Source organism: Aliivibrio wodanis (genome assembly GCF_052920805.1).
Window position 1 is genome coordinate 26,283 of sequence record NZ_JBREXA010000002.1, and the last position, 21,770, is coordinate 48,052.

At 38.1% G+C, this 21,770-nt stretch carries 24 protein-coding genes; 14 read left to right on the forward strand and 10 right to left on the reverse strand.

What is annotated here, in order from left to right:
* Positions 1-17: 17 nt before the first annotated feature.
* Positions 18-365, reverse strand: coding sequence for an ArsC family reductase (locus ACU5DF_RS08020; protein ID WP_446712512.1), 348 nt, complete (start codon positions 363-365; stop codon positions 18-20).
* A 195-nt stretch (positions 366-560) separates the two neighbouring features.
* Here ACU5DF_RS08020 and ACU5DF_RS08025 point away from each other — a divergent pair, with 195 nt between their 5' ends.
* The gene (locus tag ACU5DF_RS08025) at positions 561-845 is read left to right on the forward strand and encodes a type VI secretion system PAAR protein (protein WP_446714208.1); all 285 of its coding nucleotides are present in this window, start codon (positions 561-563) and stop codon (positions 843-845) included.
* 165 nt (positions 846-1,010) lie between these two features.
* Complete coding sequence (locus ACU5DF_RS08030; RefSeq protein ID WP_045102686.1) at positions 1,011-1,292, forward strand: winged helix-turn-helix domain-containing protein; 282 nt, start codon at positions 1,011-1,013, stop codon at positions 1,290-1,292.
* A 103-nt stretch (positions 1,293-1,395) separates the two neighbouring features.
* Here ACU5DF_RS08030 and ACU5DF_RS08035 read toward each other — a convergent pair whose 3' ends face one another.
* From ACU5DF_RS08035 to narQ, 3 genes are read right to left on the reverse strand one after another with little or no spacing between them, the layout of a single operon-like run.
* The gene (locus ACU5DF_RS08035; RefSeq protein WP_446712513.1) at positions 1,396-1,728 is read right to left on the reverse strand and encodes a DUF4156 domain-containing protein; all 333 of its coding nucleotides are present in this window, start codon (positions 1,726-1,728) and stop codon (positions 1,396-1,398) included.
* The gene (locus tag ACU5DF_RS08040; RefSeq protein ID WP_446712514.1) at positions 1,728-2,339 is read right to left on the reverse strand and encodes a response regulator; all 612 of its coding nucleotides are present in this window, start codon (positions 2,337-2,339) and stop codon (positions 1,728-1,730) included. Before ACU5DF_RS08040 ends, ACU5DF_RS08035 begins: the two co-directional genes overlap by 1 nt.
* 19 nt (positions 2,340-2,358) lie before the next feature.
* Positions 2,359-4,050, reverse strand: coding sequence for a nitrate/nitrite two-component system sensor histidine kinase NarQ (gene narQ / locus ACU5DF_RS08045; protein ID WP_446712515.1), 1,692 nt, complete (start codon positions 4,048-4,050; stop codon positions 2,359-2,361).
* A gap of 188 nt (positions 4,051-4,238) precedes the next feature.
* On the opposite strand from narQ, the gene napF reads away from it, so the two are divergent.
* From napF to ACU5DF_RS08075, 6 genes are all read left to right on the forward strand, one after another.
* Positions 4,239-4,757: a ferredoxin-type protein NapF gene (napF, locus tag ACU5DF_RS08050; RefSeq protein ID WP_446712516.1), complete on the forward strand. Its 519-nt coding sequence runs from the start codon at positions 4,239-4,241 to the stop codon at positions 4,755-4,757.
* Positions 4,758-4,768: 11 nt separating this feature from the next.
* A complete protein-coding gene (locus ACU5DF_RS08055) occupies positions 4,769-5,041 on the forward strand; it encodes a chaperone NapD (protein ID WP_254052651.1) in 273 nt (90 codons plus the stop codon).
* Positions 5,038-7,527 (forward strand): periplasmic nitrate reductase subunit alpha, encoded by a 2,490-nt coding sequence (gene napA, locus ACU5DF_RS08060; RefSeq protein WP_446712517.1) that lies wholly within the window; start codon positions 5,038-5,040, stop codon positions 7,525-7,527. The genes ACU5DF_RS08055 and napA overlap by 4 nt, the downstream gene beginning before the upstream one ends.
* Positions 7,528-7,603: 76 nt before the next feature.
* Positions 7,604-8,077: a nitrate reductase cytochrome c-type subunit gene (locus ACU5DF_RS08065; protein WP_446712518.1), complete on the forward strand. Its 474-nt coding sequence runs from the start codon at positions 7,604-7,606 to the stop codon at positions 8,075-8,077.
* Positions 8,078-8,109: 32 nt separating this feature from the next.
* Positions 8,110-8,685, forward strand: coding sequence for a NapC/NirT family cytochrome c (locus ACU5DF_RS08070; RefSeq protein WP_446712519.1), 576 nt, complete (start codon positions 8,110-8,112; stop codon positions 8,683-8,685).
* 9 nt (positions 8,686-8,694) lie between these two features.
* Entirely contained in the window at positions 8,695-8,826 is a 132-nt protein-coding gene (locus tag ACU5DF_RS08075) for a TIGR02808 family protein (protein ID WP_068893167.1), read from the forward strand.
* Between the two features lie 101 nt (positions 8,827-8,927).
* Here the strand turns inward: ACU5DF_RS08075 and ACU5DF_RS08080 are convergent, their stop codons facing one another.
* Positions 8,928-9,287, reverse strand: a complete 360-nt coding sequence (locus tag ACU5DF_RS08080) for a DUF2956 domain-containing protein (RefSeq protein ID WP_045102677.1) — start codon at positions 9,285-9,287, stop codon at positions 8,928-8,930.
* A 237-nt stretch (positions 9,288-9,524) separates the two neighbouring features.
* Here ACU5DF_RS08080 and ACU5DF_RS08085 point away from each other — a divergent pair, with 237 nt between their 5' ends.
* The 3 genes from ACU5DF_RS08085 (at position 9,525) to ACU5DF_RS08095 (ending at position 11,369) form a co-directional block, all read left to right on the forward strand.
* The gene (locus ACU5DF_RS08085) at positions 9,525-9,974 is read left to right on the forward strand and encodes a DUF2919 domain-containing protein (RefSeq protein WP_045102676.1); all 450 of its coding nucleotides are present in this window, start codon (positions 9,525-9,527) and stop codon (positions 9,972-9,974) included.
* A 13-nt stretch (positions 9,975-9,987) separates the two neighbouring features.
* Positions 9,988-10,380: a hypothetical protein gene (locus ACU5DF_RS08090; RefSeq protein WP_045102675.1), complete on the forward strand. Its 393-nt coding sequence runs from the start codon at positions 9,988-9,990 to the stop codon at positions 10,378-10,380.
* An 83-nt stretch (positions 10,381-10,463) separates the two neighbouring features.
* A complete protein-coding gene (locus tag ACU5DF_RS08095; RefSeq protein ID WP_446712520.1) occupies positions 10,464-11,369 on the forward strand; it encodes a Dyp-type peroxidase in 906 nt (301 codons plus the stop codon).
* Between the two features lie 327 nt (positions 11,370-11,696).
* On the opposite strand, the gene crr is transcribed toward ACU5DF_RS08095, so the two are convergent.
* The 5 genes from crr to cysZ form a co-directional block, all read right to left on the reverse strand.
* Entirely contained in the window at positions 11,697-12,206 is a 510-nt protein-coding gene (gene crr, locus ACU5DF_RS08100) for a PTS glucose transporter subunit IIA (protein WP_045102673.1), read from the reverse strand.
* 76 nt (positions 12,207-12,282) lie between these two features.
* The gene (gene ptsI, locus ACU5DF_RS08105) at positions 12,283-14,007 is read right to left on the reverse strand and encodes a phosphoenolpyruvate-protein phosphotransferase PtsI (protein ID WP_446704497.1); all 1,725 of its coding nucleotides are present in this window, start codon (positions 14,005-14,007) and stop codon (positions 12,283-12,285) included.
* Between the two features lie 56 nt (positions 14,008-14,063).
* On the reverse strand, positions 14,064-14,321 hold the full coding sequence (gene ptsH, locus ACU5DF_RS08110) for a phosphocarrier protein Hpr (RefSeq protein ID WP_045102671.1): 258 nt from the start codon (positions 14,319-14,321) through the stop codon (positions 14,064-14,066).
* Between the two features lie 319 nt (positions 14,322-14,640).
* Positions 14,641-15,609, reverse strand: coding sequence for a cysteine synthase A (gene cysK, locus ACU5DF_RS08115; protein WP_446712521.1), 969 nt, complete (start codon positions 15,607-15,609; stop codon positions 14,641-14,643).
* A 139-nt stretch (positions 15,610-15,748) separates the two neighbouring features.
* Positions 15,749-16,501, reverse strand: coding sequence for a sulfate transporter CysZ (cysZ, locus tag ACU5DF_RS08120; protein WP_446712522.1), 753 nt, complete (start codon positions 16,499-16,501; stop codon positions 15,749-15,751).
* A gap of 287 nt (positions 16,502-16,788) precedes the next feature.
* On the opposite strand from cysZ, the gene zipA reads away from it, so the two are divergent.
* The 3 genes from zipA to ACU5DF_RS08135 all read left to right on the forward strand — a co-directional run bounded on the left by zipA (position 16,789) and on the right by ACU5DF_RS08135 (position 21,712).
* On the forward strand, positions 16,789-17,691 hold the full coding sequence (gene zipA, locus ACU5DF_RS08125; RefSeq protein ID WP_446712523.1) for a cell division protein ZipA: 903 nt from the start codon (positions 16,789-16,791) through the stop codon (positions 17,689-17,691).
* 90 nt (positions 17,692-17,781) lie between these two features.
* Positions 17,782-19,788 carry an NAD-dependent DNA ligase LigA gene (gene ligA / locus ACU5DF_RS08130; RefSeq protein ID WP_446712524.1) on the forward strand — a complete coding sequence of 669 codons (2,007 nt, stop codon included), beginning with the start codon at positions 17,782-17,784 and terminating at the stop codon, positions 19,786-19,788.
* Between the two features lie 529 nt (positions 19,789-20,317).
* Positions 20,318-21,712, forward strand: coding sequence for a hypothetical protein (locus ACU5DF_RS08135; RefSeq protein WP_045102666.1), 1,395 nt, complete (start codon positions 20,318-20,320; stop codon positions 21,710-21,712).
* Positions 21,713-21,770 lie beyond the last annotated feature (58 nt).

A 21,770-nucleotide genomic window follows, 5' to 3' on the forward strand; every position in this document is an offset into this window, starting at 1 on the left:
AAATTAATGGATTCGGTTTAAACGTTAAAAAGCGCGTCATATTGAGCGGGTTTAAAACCTAAATGATATTGATCATTTAAGATAAGAACGGGGCGTTTAATCATGGCAGGCATTTCTAGGAGTAATTCAATAGCACTCTCTTCATTTAAAGAGGCTTTTTGTTCGTCACTTAGCTGACGATAAGTGGTACCACGTTTATTGACAACGTTCTCCCAGCCAAGGTGCTGAACAAAAGTGGTTACCATTTCTTTATCGATACCATCTGTACGGTAATCATGGTAAGTAAAAGTGAGATCGTTTGCTTCAAACCATTTTTTACATTTCTTAATAGTATCGCAGTTTTTAATTCCGTAAATTACAGTCATGACTTTATTCATTCTTCATTATGTTATTAGTTATGGTCTATTTATAACGATTATTGAACAAATACGCCAGAGCTGTAGGCTATTTAGTATTCTATTGATTATTATTTGAAGTGACTCGTCTTTTTCTTCGCCAATATTTTTATCATTGCTGAGAAAATATACACTTTCAAAATAAGATAATTAATAGGAAAAATGATGGGAAATGCAGTAAAAGTTGGAGATATAGGGAGTGATCATGACGGTTTTCATCCTACACCTGTTCTTGCAGGATCTGGAACCGTGAACGTTGATGGGTTGCCTGCCGCAAGAGAAGGTGATCCTTTAGCACCGCATTCAAAACCAAACCATCCTCCTCATGCAAGAGCTATCTCTGCGGGTTCAGGATCCGTGTTTATTGATGGGAAAGCTGCAGCAAGAAGTGGAGATACGATTGATTGTGGTGGTACGGTTAAAGGTGGTGGGACTGTTAACATTGGGTGATTCAATACAAATCAGTAATGATAGTTATGAAAATTAATTACAAAAAATGCAAATATATGTGCATATTGGCGGATTTGTAGGATTATTTTCGTAATTAGTTGATCAATCTCAACATCAAAAATACTGAATGATTAATAATTGTTGTTATTAAATCAGGAGGTATCAATGGAGTTGAATCCAGTGTTTGCCAGACGCTTATATTTGGCGTTATTGGTACATAATTTAGAAAGGCCAAATGTGCCTAAGCTTGTTGAACTAACAGGCTGGCCTCGTCGTACGATTCAAGATGTATTGAAAGCCTTACCTGGCATTGGTATTGAATTGATGTTCATTCAAGATGGACGTCGCCATAATGATGGGTATTATCGTCTATCAGATTGGGGACCTTATGATCCAGAGTGGGTGTGTTCACGAGAAAATGAAATTGCATCAACTTTGTATCATTAAAATAATGATCTTAACAAGGATGATATTTGAATAAAAACGCCAACAAATCTGTTGGCGTTCTTGTTTCTATTCTTTTTTGCTTTAGTAAAATAGGCAAAGGTGGTTATGGGCAATGATAGGCTGAACCTAATAAGGTGACAGAAGTATTAAAAGGCATGGGCGTTTGAACTACAACGGTATTCGCCTCTAACGCATAAGCTTCATTTTTCATGTCATTTACAGCCGATATCATTAACTCTTTGTTTGATATAAAAAAGAAAGTATACCAATGTCCTTCGCTGCCCGTTATTGTCCCTAATTGAGAGCAACCTTTTACGCTATCATCATTATAGTGGAGAGCGATAGTTGTTGAGTCTTTATCTAAGGGCTGCGTTGTTAATGCACAGCCACTTAATAAAAAGAGACTTAGAAAAGCGGTGAACAGGAGTTTTATCATTAAGAGTCCAAATAAATTAAAGTAGCTGCAACTCGTGATTTTACATTCAGTTTCTTTAATAAACTTTTCATATGAACTTTAACGGTAGCTTCAGAGATAAAGAGTTTGTCTGCAACTTGTTTGTTACGCATCCCTTTTGCTACATTTTGTAAGATCTCTAATTCACGAGCGGTTAGAGTTGCCAATTTATCATCGCCGTTATTTTCTTGTTCTAAACAGGCTTTTACTTGTTCAGAGTAAGCTTTCCCGCCTTTCATCGCTTCTTTTAATAATGAAATCAGCTCATCAGGCTCACTGTCTTTCAATAAGTAGCCATCAGCTCCGGCTTTAACTAAGGTTTTGATGTCTTGTTTATTGTCTGAAACCGTTAAGATAACGATTGGACAAGTAACACCTTCATTTCTTAAGGCATGAAGAGTATCTAAGCCTGACATTCCTTTCATGTTTAAATCAAGTAAAACTAAATCAGGTTCATCTTGAGAGATTAGGGCAACGGCATCGGTACCATTACTAGCTTCACCTGTTAATGTAAATTCTTCCTCAAAAGAGAGCAGTTGACCAATACCACGACGCATTAATGGGTGATCATCAACGATTACAACATTCCACATAATTTGTACCTTCTATTCTTTATTGGTTAAGTGGAAACGTAACGTTCACTGTACAACCGTGTTCTAATTCAGAGGATATGGATAAGGTGCCACGAACGCAGGTAGCGCGCTCTTGCATTATTCTTAATCCATAATGATTTATTTTTTCTTTACTAGGGTCAAATCCTACCCCATCGTCTTCAATGTTAATGTAGCCTTGCTCACCTTCTTGAAAACACGTAATGATAATATTATCAGCTTTTGAGTGTTTGATGGCATTTAATGTTGCTTCACGGATTAATTGTAATAAATGAACATGCTGCTGAGCATTTATTGGCAAAGATGGCAGTTCATTATTTACTCTAATGTTTATCTCGGTTTGTGTTGATAATGTGGTGGTTATTTCTTGTAAAGCCTCACCAAAATGGGCTTTATTAATCGTCAACCTAAAAGTATTAAGTAACTCTCTTAGTTGAGTATAGGCACTTTTAAGCCCTTCATCTAATTCTATTAATGTATTGCCTGTATTTTTGCAATCGCATTTCGACAGTTGACGTTTTAATAGGGTGGTTTGAATTTTTAAATAAGATAAAGATTGTGCGAGTGAGTCATGTAATTCACGGGCAATGGCAGAGCGCTCCTCTAAGAGGATCAGTTGGTGTGTTTGTTTCTGTGCTTGGTTATAAAATACACCACGAGCAAGAATGTTTGCGATATTAATGATCAATTTTTGATCAGGGCAAGGAAGAGAAAATTGCCACAGTAAATAGCCGAGTTGTTCTCCATCTATAGACAGCTCTTGTAAGCTCCAGGGAGAGGAGTTTGATTCGCCGCTAGTAATTTCCCAATCACCGCCAGATTCTTCTTCTACAATTAACCGTGCACTGGTAATGCCTTCGATATTAACAAAGGTATCTAAAATATTTTTAAAAACTTGTTCGTCAAGCTGTGAAGCGGATAGTTGCTGAGAGCACTGATAGAGCGTTGTTAATGAGCGATTGGCTTGGCTCAGTTTTTTGGTTTTATCTTCGACTCTGCTTTCTAGCTCTTTATAACTAAGATCAACTTGCTTTGCCATGTGATTGAATGAATCACTTAATAGGCCCAATTCATTATCACTTTTTAAATTGACTTGAACTGAGTAGTTTCCATTAGTCATTGCTTTACTTGCAGCAACTAAATGATGAAGGGGACTCACGATTTTTCGCTGTGTAAAAAAGATAATAAAAACACTTAAAAAGACGATTAACGATAAACCTAGTGCACCTATAAATGATAAAAGCTGTAATTTTCGTTCTGAGAATTCTTGAAGACGAAATACAAAACGATCTATTTCATCAACAAAATTAGAGACTTTATTAAGGTATATATGCTTATTATCACTAAGTAGAGATGGTTGTAGTGAATGCCACTGCAGTCGAATATCTTCGTAATAACCTTCAATGTCATCAGGTACAAACCATTGATCTAATGTTTTAAAAGAAGGGGATTCTATCGATTCAGAAAATTTTTCTAAATGCTCAACAAGCTTTGGAGAGTTTGTTTCAATATCAAAAGCCAATCGATAGCTTTGCATACGCAAAGACCCTGCAATATTTACAGCTTCGGCGTCTTTTAAACTAGAAGATAGCGTCATCAAAGCTAAGCTCGTCGTTACAATGGATATCATGACAATCCATAACATTACTTGAGCAATGGTTTTTGTTAAAATTGAGGTCCTGGTATGTTTCATATTTGTTATGTCTAGCCTATGATTAGTAAAAGGCAAATCAGACCTATTCTGTTGTTTTTATTTATTTTAAAAATTGATCTAGAACAAGTATACCCATTGTTTAACCATTATGAGGTATATCATTAAATATGACAAAACTTAATATGCCACATATAAAAATGTGAATAGGTGAAAGGAGATGTGAATAGATGAGTCAAGAAAATACAGTTGACCATTCTAAACGAGGTCTTTTTCGCCGCTTCTCTAATAAGAAAAAGATACATCCTTTAATACAGCAGCGGTTACCTTGGGTGAGCAACGAAGTAAATTTTGTTTCTCAATGTACTCAGTGTGAAAAGTGTATAACTGCCTGTGAAGAAAACATAATTGTTAAAGGTGATGGTAGTTTTCCCATTGTCGATTTTACAAAGGGAGAGTGTACCTTCTGTGAAGGATGTGCTCAGAGTTGCCCTGAAAACTTATTTGATTTAACTGTTGTTCCAGCTTTCTCTCATAAAGTATCTATAAATGAAAGTTGCTTAGCTAAACAATCGGTTGAATGTCGTAGTTGTAGCGATATGTGTGAAACACAAGCTATTCGTTTTCAATTGGTGCTGGGAAATGTCGCTCAGCCTCAACTTAACTTAGATGTGTGTAATGGTTGTGGGGGATGCGTTGACGCTTGTCCTACTTCTGCTATTAACATGAGACTGGAAGAGCAAAAATAATGTTAGAAAATTTGCCTGAAAATGAAGTTCATATTTCAAGTTTAGTTGTTCATGTTAAACCTGAATTTTTAGAACAAACAAAAGAAAAAATACTGGCACTACCAAATACGGAGATCCATGGAGAAAGTGAAGAGGGCAAATTGATTGTTGTTCTTGAAACAGAAAACCAAGGATACATCACAGATTCAATAGATAAAATAAATGACTTCGAAGGAATTCTAAATGTCGCTTTAGTTTTCCACCAAATCGAGCACTTTGATTCGCAATGTGAGGATGAATCATGAAAATGACAAGACGTGCGTTTGTTAAAGCAAACGCCGCAGCATCAGCTGCAGCTGTAGCAGGTATTACTTTACCAGCATCAGCAACTAATTTAATCGTTAGTTCTGACCAAACAAAAATTAAATGGGATAAAGCGCCTTGTCGTTTTTGTGGTACTGGTTGTTCTGTACTTGTGGGTACTCAAAATGGTCGTGTTGTTGCGACTCAAGGTGATCCAGAAGCGCCAGTAAACAAAGGTCTTAACTGTATCAAAGGTTACTTCCTATCTAAAATTATGTACGGAAAAGATCGCCTTCAAACGCCAATGCTGCGTATGACTGATGGTCAATACGACAAAGAAGGTGACTTTGCTCCTGTTTCTTGGGACGTTGCTTTTGACACAATGGCTGAGAAATGGAAAGCCGCTCTGAAAAAACACGGTCCAACAGGTGTTGGTATGTTTGGTTCAGGTCAGTGGACAGTTATGGAAGGCTACGCAGCCGTTAAATTGATGAAAGCGGGCTTCCGTTCAAATAACATCGATCCAAATGCTCGTCACTGTATGGCTTCAGCGGTAGGTGCGTTTATGCGTACATTCGGTATCGATGAACCAATGGGTTGTTACGATGACTTTGAACACGCAGACTCTTTTGTTCTGTGGGGCTCAAACATGGCAGAAATGCACCCAGTACTATGGACTCGTATTTCAGACCGTCGTTTAAGTAATCCACACGTTAAAGTTAATGTGTTATCTACTTACTACCACCGTTCATTTGAATTAGCAGACAAAGGGTACATTTTTGAACCTCAATCAGACCTTGCTATTGCTAATTTCATCGCTAACTACATCATTCAAAACGATGCTGTAAACTGGGATTTCGTAAATAAACACACGAACTTCAAGCAAGCAACAACAGACATCGGTTATGGTCTCCGTGATACTGATCCGCTACAAATGAAAGCGGAAAACCCTAACTCTGGATCGATGAGCTCAATCAGTTTTGAGGAATATAAAGCATCAGTTGCACCATACACAGCAGAAAAAGCATCTGAAATGTCAGGTGTATCAGAAGAAGATCTGATCACATTAGCTAAGCAATACGCTGATCCAAAAACGAAAGTAATGTCTTTATGGACAATGGGTATGAACCAGCACACTCGTGGTGTTTGGATGAACAGCCTTGTTTATAACATTCACTTGCTAACGGGTAAAATTTCAACGCCTGGTAATAGCCCATTCTCATTGACTGGTCAACCTTCAGCATGTGGTACTGCTCGTGAAGTAGGTACGTTCTCACACCGTTTACCTGCGGATATGGTTGTTAAGAATCCTAAACATCGTGCAATCGCTGAAAATATTTGGAAATTGCCAGAAGGCACTCTAAATGGCAAGCCTGGCGCACACGCTGTTGTTCAAGATCGCATGCTTAAAGACGGTAAGATTAATGCTTACTGGGTAATGTGTAATAACAACATGCAAGCGGGTCCAAACATTAATACTGAGCGTTTACCTGGTTACCGCAATCCAGAAAACTTCATTGTATGTTCTGACCCATACCCAACAGCAACAGCTCAAGCATCGGATCTAATTCTTCCTACAGCAATGTGGGTAGAAAAAGAAGGTGCTTACGGTAATGCTGAGCGTCGTACTCAAGCTTGGTACCAACAAGTACAAGCAAAAGGCGAAGCGAAATCTGATTTATGGCAAATCATGGAATTCTCAAAACGCTTCACAGTAGAAGAAGTGTGGGGTGAAGAGTTACTAGCTAAAGCACCTGAATTCCGCGGTAAAACCATGTATGACGTGCTTTACAAAAATGGCAATGTTGATGCGTTCCCATTATCTGAAGCTCAAGAGCTGAATGACGATGCTAAAGATCAAGGTTTCTACGTTCAAAAAGGTTTGTTTGAAGAGTACGCTACGTTCGGTCGTGGTCATGGTCACGATTTAGCACCATACGATACATACCATAATGTACGCGGTCTGCGTTGGCCTGTAGTTGATGGTAAAGAAACATTATGGCGCTTTAAAGAAGGCTCGGATCCATACGCTAAAAAAGGTTCTGATTGGGACTTCTACGGTAAGCCTGATGGTAAAGCGTTAATTATCTCTGCACCATATGAAGCGCCACCAGAAGTTCCTGGTGATGAGTTTGATATGTGGTTATGTACTGGTCGTGTTCTTGAACATTGGCATACAGGTACTATGACCCGTCGTGTTCCTGAACTTTATAAAGCCGTTCCTGATGCGCTTTGTTATATTCACCCTGCGGATGCGAAGAAACGTAACTTACGCCGTGGTGACGAAGTGTTAATTTCTAACAAACGCGGCGAAGTACGTGTTCGTGTTGAAACTCGTGGCCGTAACCGTCCGCCTGAAGGGTTAGTGTTTGTTCCATTCTTTGATGCTCGCATCTTAATTAACAAATTGATTTTGGATGCAACCGATCCTCTGTCTAAACAGACAGATTATAAGAAGTGTCCAGTTAAGATCACTAAAATTGCTTAATTAATAATAGATAGGTTACTGGCTAAGAAGTGAGTAACCTATTTCAAAGAGTTTGCCTTAAGGCGGAGAAATTAGAATGAAAAAATTCATTATAGCGCTTATGTCAGCAGGACTTTTGTTTGCTGGCGCAGTACAAGCTGAAACTGAACAAACAGCAGAACTACATAATCCGGGTGGCATTGGTGGTGTTGAATCATTACGTGGTGCATCGGAATTAGAAGCAACACGTGCAGCGGATGACTTTAAACGTTTTCCACGAGACCATGCACTAGACAGCGACTATGTGTATCAACCACCGCTAGTACCTCATACCATTCGTAACTATGAAGTATCGTTAAATGCAAATAAGTGTTTATCTTGCCATAGCTGGAAAAACGCAAAAGAAATGGGTGCGACTAAGATCAGTGTAACTCACTATGTAAACCGTGAAGATGCTGTACTTTCAGATGTATCACCTCGTCGTTACTTCTGTCTACAATGTCACGTACCTCAAGCTGATGCTAAACCATTAGTTGAGAATGAATTTGAACGTGTGGACTCATTGCGCTAGTTGATAGGCAATACCGTTAAGAGAGGCTATACATGAAATTTTTAAAAGCATTTTGGAAGCGTTTTTCTTCCCCAAGTAAAGCTGCAGTAGGCGTTGTTCTATTTATGGGTTTTATTGGTGGCTTGCTTTTCTGGGGCGCATTTAACACCGGTATGGAAGCAACTAATACAGAAGAGTTCTGTTCTGGTTGTCACGCTCCTATTGTTAAAGAGATCCAAGAGACAATTCACTACTCTAACCGTTCTGGTGTACGTGCTATCTGTTCTGATTGCCACGTTCCTCATAACTGGACTGATAAAATTGTACGCAAGGTTCAAGCATCTAAAGAGCTGTATGCACATTTTATTGCTAAAACCATTGATACTGAAGAGAAATTCAAAGAGCGTCGCGCGCATCTAGCTGAGCGTGAATGGCATCGAATGAAGAGTAATAATTCTCAAGAGTGTCGTAACTGCCATGAATTTAATTTTATGGATTTCTCAGAGCAAGGCCCACGTAGTGCTAAGCAACACTCAACGGCATTAGCATCAGGAGAGAAAACCTGTGTTGATTGTCATAAAGGTATTGCACATAAACTGCCTGACATGTCTGGCATTGAAGGTTGGTAAGGAGATAACATGAGTACATTAGAATCTGTTATTTGGCATACATTGGGTTATATCGCAATGCCTAGTATTATCCTTGGTGGATTTGCGGTAGTTGCTGCATTATCTATTTGGATGCTGTCGCTAAAAACAGATAAAGAATAGATAACTTAGCTTAACCTGAGTTAGGCCATAAAAAGAGATGAACTGTAACTGTTCATCTCTTTTTTTATATCTATTGTTTGTTAATGTAGAAGTGAAGAAGTTTAGAACCCTAAAACAGTGTAATAAATAAAGGCAGCCCAGCTTATTGCTAGTAAAATCCATGGTAAGTTTTTACTTGATTCTTTTTCTATATGCTCTTGTTGTGCTTGCTTATCAGTAATGTCAGAAGAGTGCGTTTCATGCTGTTTTTGGCGTTGTGTTTTTTTCTTTTGTTTATCTGCTTGCCTTGCCTTTTCTTTTTGCTGTTTTTTATAAAGGGTAATACCTTTTTCGATCCCTTGTGCTATTAACTTAGTTTGTTCTTTTGTTTGTGCTGGTTTTTGTGTAGCTTTAGCTATCTTCATCGCTTCTTGTTGAGACTCTATTGAAGGAGTACTTTTTACTTTGTTTTGATTTCTCATAGTCTATTCTTAAGTTTTCATATTTGAGTTTATCTTTATATATCATTGAAAGTTAAACGATACAAAGTGTGACGGTAATATAGATTTTGATCTCTGAAGTGTATCTAGCTCAAAGTTTTTATTTTATTCAATCGTTATTTTTAATCATTTCAGTAATCTGGACAAGTCTACTGGAATCATTATTAACTAATTTTAGAGCGATTCATTTAAATTTGTTTCGTTAATTAAAGGTAGGTAATGCTGTATTCATTTGATGCGTATGATCAACATGGCTGGTTAAAACCGCCAATGTGGTTGTGGTTTGGTTGGGCAATATTGATTCGTTCTGTGGTTGTTTTTGTTATGGCTGGTGCAAGTCGTGAACAAGGCACTGATTTACTCGCTCTGTTTTATCCAAGCCATACGCATTTTTACACGAGTTTATTTTTAAGTTTACCCATTGTATTTTATATGTGGTTAAGCAGTTTTAAAAAGCCCACAAGACCTTTTATGCTGACACTTTGGAAGCAAGGTCGGTGGCTAACCATTATGATGGTATTAATTGACCTCACAATGTTAATTCAGTCGGTTATTATTAATCGTGGAGAGTTTCAGCCAGGAAGTGCAATCATCATTCTTCTTCTGAGCTGGTTTTTAATATTTTTATTACGCAGTAAAAGAATAAAAATATGCTTTAGTCTGACTTAAAAGGGGGCAGGCAATGGATTTATCAACAAGTGCATTACTATTTAGTGCATTATTAAGCCCGCTAGCAATGGCGGATTGGCAGCTAGATTTAGGGTTAGAGATTAGCCGCCCTAATTTACAACATGTAACTAATTCATCAGCATCATTAGTCTTGGGTGAAGAAACATTAGTTTTTAACTCAGTGGATAGACAGTCCCAAGTGCAAGCGTGGGCAGAGTTAAAAAATATTGATGCCGAAAATGTAGAAATAGCTTTTCGTGTTACCGAAGATGAAGGAGAGGGAAATATTAGAACACTATGTGCACCAACGATTATTACTAAACTAAATAATCTAGAGTCATACATGGTCTCTGACTCATCAGTAAATGAAACAGTAAAGCTTTCTGTTGAGGTTATTTCTTCGTAAACCGTTATTTATTATCAAACAATCTTATGTTTTATTGCATATAATGAACTCAGTTAATCCAATCTAGGAAAGGAACTGAGTTCATGTCTTACACTCCTCAAACCGCATTACTGCCAGAACCTGATCGCTTTGCATTATACGTAACGATAAATATCAACAGTAATCCTCAGCTTGTTCTTGAGCAGTTACAGTCGCTACCATCTTTAATCTCTGAATTAAACCAAGAGCAATCAGACGCAAATTTAAGCAGTGCAATCTCTTTTGGCGCAGACTTCTGGTCTACATTATCTGCCCCTATGCCTTCTGAATTGGCTAAATTTAAGCCATTGGGTAAAGATGACATTATTGCTCCAGCAACTCATGGTGATGTATTAATTCATATTCACTCGAATCGTCATGATTTACACTTTTATATTTTACGTAAATTGATGAATGTGATTTCTGATCATGTTGAAATCAAAGAAGAAGTGTCTGGTTATCGTTTCTTAGATTCTCGTGATATGACCGATTTTATTGATGGGACTGAAAACCCAAAAAATGAAGCGCGTGCAGAAGTGGCATTAATTGCAGAGGGTGAATTTGCGGGCGGCAGTTACATGATGTGTCAACGTTTTGTGCATAAGCTCCCTGCATGGAATCGTTTATCAATATCAGCACAAGAAAAAGTTATTGGTCGTACTAAGCCTGATTCAATAGAGCTAGAGGACGTTCCTGCGGCTTCTCACGTAGGCCGAGTAGATATTAAAGAAAATGGTAAAGGCGTTAAGATCCTGCGTCACAGCTTGCCATATGGCTCTGTATCTGGCGATCACGGCTTACTATTCATCGCATACTGCCATTCTGTACATAATTTCCAGATTATGTTGGATAGCATGTATGGTGAAATCGATGGTAAAACAGACCAGCTATTGCGTTTTACTGATGCTGTTACTGGTGGCTATTTCTTCGCGCCATCACAAGAAATGTTTGCTGAACTAAAAGTAAAATAATTCGGTTCTAAAGCTAAAGTAGGTACCATTAGAAATAATGGTACCTGCTTAATGCCAATTTGATTATTTATGTTAGAACAGATACAAAAAGGCCGCTGTTTTCTTTGAGATAACAGCGGCCTTTTTATTGTCTTATGTAAACTAATACCAATTCCATTAATTATCTGATCATTATTACTGGTTAAATCACTTAATAGTTGCGTTAAAAATTATTATTGTAGAATAACTACTTATAAGAATTTTCGCCTTACTCTTAAGTGATTTTCCTACGTAATAAATAGAACATCTAATTAGTTACATTGGTATAAATCAATCGATTAGGAAAGATTATTTAGTTACTTTAAGAACTGGAGATTCACCAACAGTAACAGCACCAGAAAGCTTAGTAAGCTCTTTGATTTCGTCCATGTTAGAGATAACAACAGGAGTTAGAGTTGATTTAGCGTGCTCTTCTAGGTACGCAAGATCGAATTCGATTACTGTGTCGCCAGCTTTAACTTCTTGGCCTTCTTCAGCGATACGAGTAAAGCCTTGACCTTTAAGTTCAACAGTATCGATACCGAAGTGAACGAAAAGCTCGATGCCATCGTTAGATTCGATAGAGAAAGCGTGGTTAGTTTCGAAGATTTTACCGATTGTACCGTTTACTGGAGCAACCATTTTGTTGCCAGCAGGTTTGATAGCAATACCGTCACCAACGATTTTTTCAGCGAACACTACGTCTGGCACATCTTCGATGTTTACAATTTCACCAGAAAGAGGTGCGATGATGTCGATAGCACCAGCGTCAGCGCTTTCAGAAGAAAATGCGCTTTTAATTTTGTCAAACAGACCCATTGTGTAGCTCCCTAAAGTTTATATTAAATAGCCACTAAAACTTAGTGGCTATATTTAATTCTTTGCAACTATACTATTACTTAGTATTTTCTGCGATAAATTTTTCAACGTGTGCTTCAATTTCTGCTGCTGTAGGCATTTGAAGTGCTTCATCTGCCATTGCTTTTACTGCTGCAAAGTTTGTGTTACGAACGATTTTCTTAACAAGAGGGATAGAAATACCGCTCATGCTGAATTCGTCTAAACCCATACCTAGAAGAAGTAAACTTGCACGTTCATCACCCGCTAGCTCGCCACACATACCAGTCCACTTGCCTTCTTTGTGAGAAGCGTCGATTACTTGCTTAATTACAAGCAGAACCGCTGGAGATAGTGGGTTGTATAGGTGAGAAATCATTTCGTTACCACGGTCAACAGCAAGAGTATATTGTGTTAAATCGTTAGTACCGATAGAGAAGAAGCTAACTTCTTTCGCTAAGTGGTGTGCAATTGCAGCAGCGGCTGGCGTTTCAACCATTACACCGATTTCGATGCTTTCGTCAAATGCTAGGCCTTCAGCTCGAAGTTCTACTTTGTATTCTTCGATTGCTTTTTTCAGCTCACGGATTTCTTCAACAGAAATGATCATTGGGAACATGATACGCAGTTTACCGTGTGCAGATGCACGTAAAATACCACGTAATTGGTCACGTAGAATTTCACGACGGTCTAAACTGATACGGATTGCACGCCATCCTAAGAATGGGTTCATCTCTTCAGGAAGATCCATGTATGGTAGATCTTTATCACCACCGATATCCATAGTACGGATGATCACTGGCTCACCATGCATCGCTTCTGCTACTTCTTTATAAGCAACATATTGCTCTTCTTCAGTAGGAAGTGCATCACGATCCATGAATAGGAATTCTGTACGATACAGACCAACACCTTCGCCGCCGTTACGGATGATACCGTCACAGTCTTTAACTGTACCGATGTTACCGCAGACTTCAACTTGGTGGCCATCAAGAGTGATAGCTGGTAGGTCTTTTAGTTTTGCTAGCTCTTCTTTTTCAGCAATTTGTGCGTCACGAATTTGCTTAGCTTCTGCTAGTTCTGCTTCTGATGGGTTGATAACAATTTTGTTGTTAACCGCATCAAGAATTAGCATATCACCGTTTTTCACTTGCTTAGTGATATCGTTAGTACCAACGATAGCAGGAAGTTCAAGAGAACGCGCCATGATAGAAGTATGAGATGTACGACCGCCGATGTCACAAGCAAAACCAAGAACGTAGTCTAGGTTGATTTGCGCTGTTTCAGAAGGAGTTAAATCGTTAGCAACTAGGATAACTTCTTCATTGATATTGCTTAGCGAAACAATGTTGATACCTAGTGCATTTTTAACAAAGCGGCTACCGATATCACGGATATCTGTAGCACGCTCTTTTAGATAATCATCATCTAAAGATTCAAGAGCACAAGCTTGTTCTTCAATTACAGAGTAAATTGCAAAATCAGCAGCAAGCTTGTCGTCTTTGATAAGTGCTAAGATTTCTTCTTCTAGCTCTTCATCTTCAAGAAGCATTATATGCCCCTCAAAAATAGCTTCTTTTTCTTCGCCGAATGTTGCTAGCGCTTTCGCTTTAACCGCTTCTAATTGCTCAGAAGACTTAGCTCTAGCGTCAAAGAAACATTTAACTTCTGCTTCTACTTGAGATTCAGAGATTGGAGTTTTGTTTAGGACAATTTCATCTTCCTGAAGTAATAATGCTTTACCAAAAGCAATACCTGGAGATGCTAGAATGCCTGAAATCATAGCTTTACCTTAACATTGATCAAATTAGAGAATGAGAATAATAAAGAAAAAGCTGATTAGTGCAGCTCATCCATTAGTTTAACTAGGTGGTCTACTGCAGCTTTCTCTTGAGCGCCTTCAGCAGAGATAGTTACGTTAGTACCTTTAGTTAGACCTAAAGTTTGAAGTTTGAAAAGGCTAGTAGCACTTGCACTTTTACCGTTAGAAGTAACTGTGATTTTTGCATCAAAACCTTTCGCTTCTTTAACGAACTGAGCCGCTGGACGAGTGTGAAGGCCGTTTTCTGCAGTGATTACTACGTCTTGTGAATACATTGTGTATACCCCGATTTATATTTTATGTTGAATTAATGTCGTTAACCAATTCTGTTTATGAATGTACTTTCGCACATCACAGCCTCAGAAACAATCTATCTTAAACTAAATTAGTTAACGACAGTAATTTATACAATTGTTCTTATTTTGTAATATTACATTTGTTTAACTGTCTTACTTTATCAAGGATTGTAATTATTTTACACCTAAAAATAAAGTGACTTGATTATTACTAAGGAGACAAATGAAATCAACAAAAAAACCCCATATGGGGCTTTTTTGGAAGAAATATTGATTTGAACACATAGAATTTGAGGGATTATTGTTCGTTTTCTTGTTCTGTAAACAAACCAGCAAATAACGCAGTACTTAAATAACGCTCACCAGAACTAGGTAAAATCACAACAATTTGCTTACCTTCGAACTCAGGAAGTTCTGCAATACGATTTGCAGCAACTACTGCAGCACCTGAAGAAATGCCCGCTAAAATGCCTTCTTCTTCCATTAAACGTCGTGCCATTTCAATAGCATCCTCAGAAGTAACAGCCTCAACACGGTCGATTAATGTAAGGTCTAAATTTCCAGGAATAAAACCAGCACCAATGCCTTGGATCTTATGTGGGGCAGGTTTGATTTCTTCACCGGCAAGAGCTTGAGCAATAACTGGAGATTCAGCAGGTTCTACCGCGACTGAAAGTACAGCTTTATTTTGTGTATGTTTTAGGTAACGGCTTGTTCCTGTTAATGTGCCACCAGTGCCAACACCTGCTACGAATACATCAATGTTACCTTCTGTTGCTTCCCAAATTTCAGGTCCCGTAGTTTTTTCGTGAATCTCAGGGTTTGCAGGGTTATTAAACTGTTGAAGAAGTAAGTATTTGCTTGGATCGCTTGCAACAATCTCTTCCGCTTTTGCTATCGCGCCACCCATGCCTTTAGGTGCTTCTGTTAATACTAGGTTTGCGCCTAGTGCTTTAAGAAGTTTACGACGCTCAAGGCTCATAGATGCAGGCATTGTTAGTGTCAGTTTATAACCACGAGCAGCCGCAACAAAAGCAAGGGCTACACCAGTATTACCTGATGTTGGTTCTACTAGTTCAATGCCTTCTTTTAACGTTCCTGCTTTTTCTGCTTCCCAGATCATGTTTGCACCAATACGGCACTTAACACTGAAGCTTGGGTTACGGGCTTCGACTTTTGCTAAAACGTTACCTTTACTTACGCGGTTCAGACGTACAAGAGGAGTATTGCCAATAGTTTGAGAATTATCTTCGTAAATCTTTGTCATGATCTGTTCCTTCATTTCACGTAGCGCGTGATTTAATAATTAAATAAATATTTTGGTAACTCATTTTGAGTAACTCGACCTACTTAGAATACGAAGAGTTTCTCAAATGAGAAAGGATCAAAAGGTTATAAGTTATGGATTAACGGTTTGTATGTGTATCACGGTAAATATCAACCCACATAGCGGTTGCTCCGCAAACTGCGATAGGCATAACAAATAGATTTAAAATTGGAGTCATGGTAAATAAGGTAACCAATGAACCAAAAGATAAGCATTTACCACGTTTTGTTTTTAAGTCATCTCGCATGGTTTCAAAAGGGACTTTATGATTATCAAACGGATAGTCGCAATATTGAATGGCCATCATCCAAGCGGTAAATAAGAACCATAAAACCGGAGCAATGCTTTGTCCAATAGCTGGAATAAAGAACAGAATAAATAACCCTAGAGCCTTGGGTAAGTAGTACTTTAGTTTTTGCCATTCACGTTTAAAAATACGAGGAAAATCTTTAAGAGCATCGAATACGCCACCGCTTGGTGCTGGTTGGTTTGTTAGCTTTGCTTCAAGATGTTCAGCAAGTAACCCGTTAAAAGGTGCTGCAATCCAGTTGGCTATAGTACTAAAAAAATAAGAGAAGACCGCAAGAATGCTAATAACGATTAATGGCCATAATAGATAAGAAAGCCAATCTAACCAGCTTGGGATCTGCTCTAAGATTTGCTCAATCCAACCACCAATTTGATTAAATAGATAAAAAAACGATCCTCCTAGTAAAAGAAAATTGATTAATAGAGGTATAAAGACAAAGCGGCGGATACCGGGTGTCATAGCTAACGAAATACCTTGTAAAAAGTATTGCACGCCAGACTGAGTTTGTTTAAATGAATTCATAATTTAATAGTACAGTTTATATATTATGCATTTACTATACTCAAAAATGACTACAAATAAATGATATTACAGAAAATAAAATGGCTCTAAATCGTTCAAATGTAAGATTTATGTCACCACTTTCATTTTGTTATTCAACAATGGGGTCATTATTTGGTACATTAGCAATAAGTAGTGGTAGATTAACAGTTATAGTTAAACTACCTTAATAGTAGTTGGTATAGATATCTCTTTTATCATATGGATTTAAAGAGAATTAAATAAAGCAGAAGAGCAGAGAGTTAGCGATGCAGGAATTGCGATTAGTGTTGATACTTGTTGGAGCATTAGCCATTGCGGCGTTATTGTTTCATGGCTTATGGACAAGTCGAAAAGAAACGAATTCAAAATTTGGGAAAAAAGTAGACATAGATTTTGATTCTGATGAGGACCAACCAACTCCTATGCGTGGTTTTGATCAGCCTAATGAAAATATAGAAATTACAAAAGAGAGAAAAGAACCGGGATTTGCTCGAGAAGAAGCTGCTTTTTCAAATGATCCTTTATTTGATTCAGAAGCATCAACTATGTCATCGAAAGCTCAAGATCCTTTGTCTCAACCTCAAAATCATGTTACTCATCAAGATGAACCACAAGAATTGATAAACGAGCCAACTATTTCTTTTTCTGCTTTAGACAACGAAGAAACAGTAACAGTAGATACGCAAGAAACAGTGCCAGCGCCTCAAGAGGCATTTGTTTTAGATGAACCAATAGTAGAAGAAGAACCAGAACCTCAGGAAGATGTCATTGTTATCAATGTTCATGGTATGGGAAGTGAACGCTTTTCTGGTAATCGCCTTTTTAATAGCCTAGAACAAAATGGTTTAGTGTTTGGTGATATGGGTATTTATCATCGTCATTCAGACTTATCAGGCTCAGGAAAAATATTATTTAGTGTTGCAAATATGGTTGCACCTGGGCATTTTCAATTTCCTGACGGTGAAGATTTTTCGACTCCGGGTATTTCTTTCTTTTTACCTTTGCCTTGCCACGGCCAAGCAGAGCATAATTTTAAATTAATGCTACAAACTGCTCAATTAGTAAGCTCTGAGCTTGGTGGTAATATTTTAGATGAGAAACGCGCTATGCTGACACCAAATAAAATTGATGAATATAAGCAGCGAGCAAAAGTTTTTTGCCGTAAATAGATTATCTACTATAGAATTAGTATTAATGAGAAAGGCTCTTTTGGAGCCTTTTTTTTATTTTTAGAAAACAGAACAAGAAGTTGATGAATCATGAGTATTGAACAGACCTTAGATGAGCTAAGACAACAACTAAACTATCACGCTTATCGTTATTATGTAGAAGATAGCCCTGAGTTACCTGATGCAGAATATGACCGCATGATGCAGCAATTGCTATCTATAGAGTCTGAACATCCAGAGTTAGTGAGCGTTGACTCACCTAGTCAACGTGTGGGTGGTGAGGCGTTGGATGGTTTTACTCAAGTTCAGCATGAGATCCCAATGCTTTCTCTTGATAATGCGTTTAGTGACGAAGAGTTAGAAGCCTTTGAAAAAAGAATGAACGATCGTCTTATCGCTAAACCTGTTTCTCTATTCTGTTGCGAACCTAAGTTGGATGGTCTTGCCGTTAGCCTGCTTTATGTTAATGGTAAATTAGTGCAAGCAGGAACTCGTGGTGATGGTTCAACCGGAGAGAATATTACTGAAAACGTAAGAACGATTCGTTGTATTCCATTAACACTACAAGGTGAAGGTTGGCCAACACGATTAGAAGTACGTGGTGAAGTCTTTATGCCAAAGGCGGGCTTTGATACTTTAAATGAGAGAGCATTAAAGCGTGCTGAAAAACCTTTTGCTAATCCTAGAAATGCCGCCGCAGGCAGTTTGCGTCAATTAGATTCAAAGATCACAGCAACACGCCCACTGAGTTTTTATGCTTATAGCGTTGGTGTGATTGATGGTGGTGAATTAGAAAAAAGTCACTATCAGCGTTTTGTTCAGCTTAAAGGCTGGGGCTTACCTATGTGTGAAGAGACTAAGCAATGTAGCTCTTTAACAGAAGTAAAAGCCTACTATAAAGACATTCTTGAGCGTCGAGATGCATTGAAATATGAAATCGACGGAGTTGTGATTAAAGTTGATGATATTGAACTTCAAGAACAATTAGGCTTTGTAGCTAGAGCGCCACGCTGGGCGATTGCTTATAAATTTCCAGCACAAGAAGAGCTGACAGTTCTTAATGATGTCGAGTTTCAAGTCGGACGTACCGGAGCAATTACTCCTGTTGCTAAACTTGAACCTGTATTCGTAGGTGGCGTCACCGTAAGTAACGCAACATTACATAATGCCGATGAAATCGCACGTTTAGGCGTCCATATTGGCGATACTGTGATTATTCGTCGTGCGGGGGATGTGATCCCACAAATTGTTTCGGTTGTCGAAGCTCGTCGTCCAGAAGACAGTAAAGCTATTATTTATCCTACAACTTGCCCTGCTTGTGATTCTAAGCTTGAAAGAGTAGAAGGTGAGGTGGTAACACGTTGTGGCGCAGGTTTAGTATGTCCCGCTCAACGAAAAGAAGCACTAAAGCATTTTGTTTCTCGTAAAGCACTTGATGTCGATGGTTTAGGTGACAAGGTAGTTGAGCAGTTAGTCGACAAAGAAATGGTCGAAACCCCCGCTGATTTATTTAAGTTATCAGCAGGTGTATTAACGGTATTAGAGCGAATGGGACCTAAATCAGCTCAGAATGTGGTTGATGCACTAAACAAAGCCAAAGCAACGACCTTACCTCGATTTTTATATTCTCTAGGTATCAGAGAAGTAGGCGAAGCTACTGCAGCCAACTTAGCTTTGCACTTTTCTACATTAGAAGCGGTTCAGGCGGCGACTCTTGAGCAGTTAATAGAAGTCAGTGATGTCGGTGATATCGTTGCCAAACATGTTTTAAACTTCTTTGCTGAACCGCATAACCAAGCCGTAATTACCGATTTACAAGTTATGGGTATTCACTGGCCAGAAATTCAAGCTCTTGATGAATCAATACCGCAACCATTAGCAGGCAAAGTGGTGGTTCTTACTGGAACACTTCATAAACTTAAACGTAATGAAGCCAAAGCAGCCTTACAAGAGTTAGGAGCAAAGGTAACCGGAAGTGTATCTAAAAAGACTGATATTCTTTTTGCTGGTGAGGCGGCAGGATCTAAGTTAGCAAAAGCAGAAGAGCTCGGAATAGAAGTGATGAATGAAGAGCAATTGATAATGCTGATTAACTAATTAGTTAATGTATTTTTTAATAAAATAGTAAAGGAGCTGAGAGCTCCTTTTTTTACATCTGTAATTAATAGTGTCTTTTTTATCAGTATTATTAATAAAATCATTTTTTATATCTAAAAAATAACAGTGTTAATATTTTCTAATTTCATCTGTAGTTGTGAGATCTCAGTCGCATTCCCCTTTTTTTTATATTTATAACCTTATGTTTTATATAGATAATAGGTTTTTTTATAATATTTGATCTTTGTAATTTGATCTTAATCACTAATGCGAAAAAAGTTTGCAGTGAGTCATATTTTTTTTATTGGAAATTAAGTTTTTGTTTTATGTTTTTTTTGAACGGTTTAGTATTTACTCCATGGATGCACAAGGTGTATGCAGGAAAAATATAAGGTAATAACAATTTTTAAATTTTCCTTTTCTTATTTAAAAATTGTGTGAATTGGAGATTTATTTACAGTTTTCGGCGGCCAACTTAAAGCTTGTAAATAATGAACACAGCTATATCCATTTTTAGGAGTTTTATTCCATGGAAAACAAATTTTTTAAAGTATCAGCAGTTGCTGCCGCACTAACAGGCGCGTTAATGGCTCCACAGGTTATGGCTCAAGAGGCTGTATCACAAGAATATGTAAACGATACATCTGAATTTTTCTCAGAGTCAACAATTAGCGGTAATGTAAACTTTTTCATGCGTGCTCGTGATCGCGGAAATGTTGATGCTAACGGCAATGATACTAAAAAAACAACTAACCTAGATCACGGTTCAATTTTTGTAAACCTAGGCTTTAATTCAGGTTATGTAGGTGATGTTGCAGGTGCTGACGTTGTTGTTTATTCTACATTTGATATGTGGCAAAACGGCGGTGCTGACCACGAAATGAACTTCTGGGGTGTGAATAACCCATATGATAAAGTGGCTGAAGACAGCAACTGTAGCAATGTCTGGTCTGACTGTACTGATAATGGTGTTTCTTTTGCTACAGCAAACGCTAAATTTAAATTTGGTGAAAACGTAACGGCAAAACTAGGTTACTTCCAACCTTCTGTTCCTAGTTCACTAGGTGTTAACTGGTCATTTGCACCAGGTACTTACCGTGGTGGTGAAATTGGCGGTACATTTGGTGATTTAGCGTTAGGTTTTGTTGTTGCAGACCAATATAAAGCTCCTTGGTTTAAAGAAACATACGAATTCCAAGATGGACAAGGAAATGATGCTGGTGAAGTTGTTTCTTTAGGTGCTCGATATGCTTTGCCTAATGGTATTTCTTTAGATGCAGGTTTTGGTACGCTAACAGACGGCGACCGTTCAAATATGCATTTTAAAGTAAAAGGGACAACTGACGGTGGTTTCTATTGGTCTCCTCAACTTTATGTTGTAAGTGATAAAAATCAATATGATGATGATATTGCTGCACAGTTAGCTTTCCTATCTTCATTTAGCTCAGGCCAATATTCGTTCCGTGCTGAAGCAACCTACACTATGGCTGAGTCAACAGATACTCGTGGTAATGTTGGTAACATGGCTTATCGTTTGACTGAACAGTATGGTGGTTCTAACGGTGCGTATGACGTATGGTGGAATAACCGTTCTGACTTTAACCATGATGGTGAAATCGCAGGCTTTTTATCTGCAACGCGTGATTTCGCAGATATTGGTGGAACAGGGTTTAGTGCTGGTCTAAGTGTTGCTGCAGGTGGCGGTGCTTCATCTCCTGGTTATGATGATTTACTAGAATATGCATATAGCGCATTTGCTAATTACGCGATTCAAGCTGGTGCTCTAAAAGATGCAAACGTTAGCTTCTACTATACTGAATACTTCAATGATTCAGATGCAGGTAACTGGGCTCCATATAGTAATGCTTTCCAAGATGAAACTGACTTTAAACTTATGTTAACTATCCCATTTTCGGTTAAGTAAATAAGATTTAAGTGATTGTTGTTAATTAAGCTGAGCCTAGTGCTCAGCTTTTTTTTTA